Annotated in this window: 4 protein-coding genes and 2 pseudogenes; all 6 read right to left on the reverse strand. The window is 71.7% G+C overall.

Annotated features, from left to right (window positions below; genetic code table 11):
• Window positions 1-236, reverse strand: a pseudogene (locus AOK00_RS40225) (pectinesterase family protein); the annotation flags it as partial.
• Window positions 237-238: 2 nt separating this feature from the next.
• A pseudogene (locus AOK00_RS40230) lies at window positions 239-490 on the reverse strand (pectinesterase family protein); the annotation flags it as partial.
• 29 nt (window positions 491-519) lie between these two features.
• Complete coding sequence (locus AOK00_RS12120; protein ID WP_055600324.1) at window positions 520-1815, reverse strand: pectate lyase family protein; 1296 nt, start codon at window positions 1813-1815, stop codon at window positions 520-522.
• A complete protein-coding gene (locus AOK00_RS12125) occupies window positions 1812-2639 on the reverse strand; it encodes a rhamnogalacturonan acetylesterase (protein WP_055600325.1) in 828 nt (275 codons plus the stop codon). Before AOK00_RS12125 ends, AOK00_RS12120 begins: the two co-directional genes overlap by 4 nt.
• Complete coding sequence (locus AOK00_RS12130; RefSeq protein ID WP_055600326.1) at window positions 2636-3976, reverse strand: ABC transporter substrate-binding protein; 1341 nt, start codon at window positions 3974-3976, stop codon at window positions 2636-2638. Before AOK00_RS12130 ends, AOK00_RS12125 begins: the two co-directional genes overlap by 4 nt.
• 98 nt (window positions 3977-4074) lie before the next feature.
• Window positions 4075-4271, reverse strand: a 197-nt coding sequence (locus tag AOK00_RS12135) for a hypothetical protein (protein WP_159041750.1), incomplete at its 5' end; no start/stop codon positions are given.

Raw genomic sequence — 4271 nt, forward strand, 5'->3', positions numbered from 1 at the left:
CCCCGGCAGGTCGGTACGGAGGAAGTCATTGGCGAAGGTGATGCCGTGCGCGGTGAAACCGGCCGCCTGGACGGTGGTGGTCGCCGACCCGGTGGTGCCGTGGGTGCCGCCCTCGGGGCGGGGCGTACCGGCGGCGTTGGCGTACACGACGACGACGTCCCGGGGGTCGCCGCTCGCGCCGATCCAGGTCATGTCCGTACGGGTGGAACTCACGGCGACCGTCTCCCGGTACGTCCNNGCCGGTGCCGCTCGCGGCGGTGACCGCCGCCTGGACGGTGGTGTGGTCCCCGAGGCCGCCCGGGTGGACGTACAGCGTGCGCTCGGTGAGCCTGCGCGCGGGCGAACCGAACCGGCCGAAGGGGCGGGCGCGCGGCGGAGCGGCGGCCGAGGCGGGAGCGGCGGGCAGGGCGAGGGCGGCGAGTGCCGCTCCCGCCGCGCCCAGGAGCAGCGAACGGCGCCCCGGGGCCGCGTCGGTGGGGTGTGCGGGCATGCGGGCTCCTCCTGGAAGCGGGTGGGGGCTCAGCAGGAGCGGCCGGCGCCCGCGCGGTGGCCGACGAGGGCGGGCACGGCCCGCGGGTGGTCGACCCGGGTGCGCAGGACGGGGGTCCAGCCCGCGTCGGCCCGCAACAGCTCCTCGGGGAACTGGGCGTTGTGGACGGCGAGGAGGTCGACCGGCTTGCCGTTCACGTAGTTGCCCACGGTGGTGACGGGTGCGTCCTTCCACTTCTTGAGGATCTTGCCCGCCGGCACGTCCCCGGCGAGCGTGAACGCGTTCTTCTCGGCGAAGAGCTGGGACTCCTGCCCGATGCCGAGGCTGTACGCGTACGTCGAACTGGGCACCACGAAGTGGTTGTTGTACGCGTCGACCTGACCGAACCGGACCCGCGGCGCCCGCTCGACCACGTTCTTGAAGAGGTTGTGGTGCAGGGTGACCCGCAGTTTGCCCCGGTCGGTGGCGCCCGCGCTGTCGCTGTTGCCGATCATCAGGGTCTTGTCGTGGTCGGTGAAGACGTTCCACGAGATCGTGACGAGGTCCGCGCCCCGCACGACGTCCAGCTCGCCGTCGTGCTGCTGGTAGACCTCGCCGTAGTACGACGGCAGCGAACTGTCCGGGTGGGCGCCGTCGGTGAAGGTGTTGTGGTCGATCCAGACGTGGGTGGAGCCGTACACGACGAGGCTGTCGTACTCGGAGTTCCACGCCCCGGTCGCGCCGTCGGTGGGATCCCACTGCGGGAAGCAGTCGAGCGGGCTCTCCAGCGTCAGATCCCGGACCACGACGTTGTCGACGCCCTGCACCTGGAGGCTGCCGCCGGTGATCCCGGCGTGCTCGCCGACACCGACGATCGTGGTGTTCGCCGGCACCTTGACCTTGATGGCCTGGCCCTGGGCGGTCGCGGACGCCGCCCGCAGGTCCTCCTGGGGACCGCTGACCACGTTCTCGTACCCCCAGACGGCGGGGTCGTAGTCGGCGAGATAGCGGGCGAAGTCGTAGCCGGGGGCCTCGAAGGCGGCGCAGCCGGCGGCGGTGGCGTTCAGAGTGCCGACGACCTTGACGATCCGGGGCTCGGTGCCGGGCACGGCCAGCGCGTCCCGGAACTCCTCCCAGGTGGTGACGGTGAAGACCCGGGAGGCGTCGGCGGCCGCCCCGCCGGTGGTGCCGGTCCCCTCGGACGCCCAGCCGTCGCGGGCCGGCAGCGTGGCGCGGGCGGGGTCGGTGCCGGGGCGCGGGGTGGCGTGGGCACCGGCCGCGGGGGCGGTGACCGTCAGGGTGAGTGCGGCCGCGGCCACCACTCCCAGTCGTGTGCGTCGGTTCACGATCGGCTCTCCTCGAACTCGTAAGCGGCAGGGGTGGGTTCGGGCCAGGTGATCAGCCCGGCGGGTATGACGTCGTCCACGCGGCGCGTCTCGCGCGGGGCGAGGACATGGGTGCGGAGCAGCTCGGCGATGACCAGCCGGGCCACCTCGATCGCCCCCGGCGGGTTGAAGTGGGTGTTGTCCTGCTCGGTCGCGGTCCAGTTGAAGTACGCCTTGGTGGCCTCGGGCCCGAGCCGCTGCCACAGGTCGAGCGACAGCGCCTCGACGTCGAGGAGGGGGACGTCCGACTCGCGGGCGGTCTCCCTCATCGCCGCCGGGTACGCGCCGAGCGTCCGCAGCGCGGTGCCGTCCACGTCGAACCTGCGCCGCTCGACGGAGGTGGCGAACACCGGGAGGGCGCCCCGAGACCGCGCGCCCTCGACGAAGACCCGCAGGTTGTCCTGGTAGGTGGTCCACGGCTCGGTGTGACGGGTGGGGTCGGCGACCTTCTGGTCGTTGTGGCCGAACTGGATCAGGAGCAGGTCGCCGGGGCACAGCGCGGCCAGGATCGCCTCGAACCGCCCCTCGTCGAGGAAGCTCTTGGTGCTGCGCCCGTTGACGGCGTGGTTGTCGACCCGCACGCCGCGGTGCAGGAAGAAGGGGAGGGCCATGCCCCAGCCGGTCTCGGGCGCGGCGTCGGCGTACTTCTGGGCGGCGGTGGAGTCGCCGGCGATGAAGAGCGTGCGCATACGGGGGTGTCCTTGGGAACGGGCCGGGGGAGCCCCGGCCAGGGCGAGCGCGAGGCCCGCCCCGGCCGTGACCACCGCGCGGCGGCCGACGCTCACGGGTTCTGCTGCTTCCACTCGGCCTGCGCCGTGTTCAGCTGCTCGGCCAGGTGGTCGAGGAACTCCTTGGCGGTGGACGTACCGAGCAGGACCTTCTGGAAGCCCGGCTCGTTCTCCGCCTTGGAGATCGTGTTCCAGTCGGGCAGGTAGTACGGGAGCTCCACGATGGTGGCCTTGCCGCTGAAGAGGACCTCGGCGCCGAGCTTCGTCGGCTCCGCCTCCTGGAGCCACGGGTCCTGGGCTGCCTCCGTGTTGGCCGGGATGGCGCCGGCCGACTTGTTCCACTTGCTGTTGGAGGCGTGCGAGGCCGCGAACTCGATGAACTTCCAGGCGGCGGCCTTGTTCTTGCTGGAGGAGAAGAGACCGAGGCCGTCGACCGGGTTGGAGACCTGCACCCGGGTGCCGTCGTCGAGGGTCGGGTTGGGGATGCCGCGGAACTTCTCCGTACCGAGGGCCTTCACATGGTCCTGGTAGGAGCCCAGGTTGTGGTTGAGCATGCCGATCTGGCCGCTGTCCCACTGCGCGACCATCTTGGTGAAGTCGTTGTTGACGTCGGCGGCCGGGGTGGTCTTCTTGTACAGCCCGGCGTACTTCTCCAGCGCGGCCACGTTCTTGGGGTCGTTGACGGTGGTCTTGTCGCCGTTCCAGAAGCTCGTGATGCCGCTCTGGCCGTACATGGCGTCCAGGGCCTGGGCGATCGAGCCCGCGCCGCCGCGGATCGTGTAGCCGAAGCGGTTCTTGTCGGTGGCCGTCAGCTTCTCGGCCGCCGCGTAGAACCTGGACCAGGTGGTGGGCTCCTGCAGGCCGGCCGCCTTGAACAGATCGGTGCGGTAGTAGAGCACGCCGTTGCTCGCGGAGGTGGGGACGGTGAACAGCTTGTCCTGTCCGCCGGCCGACTTCACGCTCGCGACCATGCCGGCGTTCAGCTTGCCCTTGAGCGCGCTGCCCTCGATCCGCGCGTCCAGCGGCTCCAGGGCGTTCTGCGCGGCGATCCCGGCGAGCATCGCCGCGCCGACGCCGCCGACGTCCGGCAGGCCGTCGCCCTGGATCGCGGTGTCGTACTTCGACTGGACCTCCTTGGAGGCGATCCCGACGTACTCGACGTCGATGTCGGGGTTCGCCTTCTCGAAGTCCGCGATGATCTCCTTCCAGACGTCGGTGCGGACACCGCCGTTGTTGTCCCAGAAGGTGATCTTTCCCTTGCCCGATCCCTCGGTGCCCTTGTCGCCGCCCCCGCCGCTGCCGTCGTCACCGCAGGCGGTGGCGGTCAGGGCGAGGACGCCGGTCAGGGCGAGGGCGAGGGCGGCTCTGCGCCGTCCGCCGGGGAAGATGGTCATCGTCGGCTCTCTTCTCTCGGGGTGTTGCGGGGACTACGGGGATGGGGTGTGGGGGAGTTCGGGGCGGGGCGCCGGTGGGGCGCCCCGGGTGGTGCCGTTCAGGCGGCGGTGACGCGGAAGTCGGAGAACACGGCCGTCCCGGCGTGTCCCGCGCCTTCCGGCGCCGCGGCGAACAGGCCGAGCAGCGCGCCGACCCAGCGCCAGGGCGTGGCGGCGAACTCCGGACCGAGCGGGACCGGACCGAGCCGGACCGGACCGCCGTCGGAGCCGCCAACGGCCACGGGACGGGACCAGG

This window comes from Streptomyces aureus, from assembly GCF_001418135.1.
In the GTDB taxonomy this organism is placed as follows: Bacteria; Actinomycetota; Actinomycetes; order Streptomycetales; family Streptomycetaceae; genus Streptomyces; species Streptomyces aureus_A.

Excerpts from the sequence above, each read along its gene's own strand:
- AOK00_RS12130 (WP_055600326.1), bottom strand. The coding sequence starts at position 3,976 with ATGACCATCTTCCCCGGCGGACGGCGCAGAGCCGCCCTCGCCCTCGCC.